The sequence below is a fragment of the Ralstonia sp. OTU4908 genome, from assembly GCF_038440115.1.
Lineage (GTDB): Bacteria > Pseudomonadota > Gammaproteobacteria > Burkholderiales > Burkholderiaceae > Ralstonia > Ralstonia pickettii.
In genome coordinates, this window is record NZ_JASATD010000094.1 from 1 (window position 1) to 1,114 (window position 1,114).

The 1,114-nt window shown below is 62.8% G+C and carries 1 protein-coding gene; it reads left to right on the forward strand.

Annotated elements, in window-relative coordinates:
* Positions 1–51: 51 nt before the first annotated feature.
* Positions 52–1,114 (forward strand): IS30 family transposase (locus AAHM38_RS25440; protein ID WP_342234422.1); only part of this gene is annotated, 1,063 nt, incomplete at its 3' end.

Here is a 1,114-nt window from a genome sequence, read left to right on the forward strand (position 1 = left end):
TGCTTGGCGGTTTCAAGGATCAAGTGCAACACATTGCCTAGGATGTGTTGCATGGGACAAAGCTACGAACACCTGAGCGCCGAGGAGCGTGGTGCGATCTTCGCGATGAAGCTGGAGCAGCGAAGCACGCGGGAGATTGCGCGTGCACTGCAACGCTCAGCCAGCACGATCAGCCGGGAGCTTCGGCGCAACGGCTGGAAACCGGAACAAGAGCGTGGCCCAATGGGGCGGCCCACGATCGCCGGTGGCTACAATGCGGTGCGCGCCGGTCAGCGGGCCTCCAGATTGCGACGCAAGCCCCGTCGTGAGCGCAAGTTGTGCCGACAAGGCAAGCTGTGGCCTGAGGTGCGCCAATACCTGGAGAGACGCTTCTCGCCAGAGCAGGTGGCTGCACAGCTCAAACGTGTCCATCCCGGCGAACCTGCTTTGAACGTCTCCCACGAAACGATCTACCACGCTATTTATGCCGCGCCACGCGGTGCGCTGCGGCGCGAGTTGGTCAGCCTGCTGCGACAGGCGCACGGTGCCCGCAAGCCTCGCTCGCGCGGGCAGGACCGGCGCGGGCAACTCAACGACATGGTGAGCATTCATGTGCGCCCCCCTGAGGCCAACGATCGGCTGATCCCGGGGCACTGGGAGGGTGACCTGATCAAAGGGGCTGGTAACCGCTCGGCAGTCGGTACGCTCATCGATCGCAGCACCTTGTTCCTGATGCTGGTGAAGATCGACGGCAGTACCGCCGAGGCCGCCTTGCAGGCCTACAGCGCCGCGTTCGCGCCCTTGCCCGAGGAGTTGCGCAAGACGCTGACGTACGACCAGGGCAAGGAAATGGCGCTACATCGCAAGCTCGCCGAGGCGACAGGTATTCGGATCTACTTCTGTGACCCGCACAGCCCCTGGCAGCGCGGCATCTGCGAAAACACCAATGGTCTGCTGCGCCAGTACTTGCCAAAGGGAGCAGACCTCTCGGTGCTCTCACAGCGTCAGCTTGACGCGATTGCGCTGTCGATGAACACCCGACCGCGTAAAACACTCGGCTGGCGCACTCCCGCAGAAGCCTTCATTGAGAACTGCGCCAAGCACGGAATCGTCATTGACCCCGCTGTTGCACTTG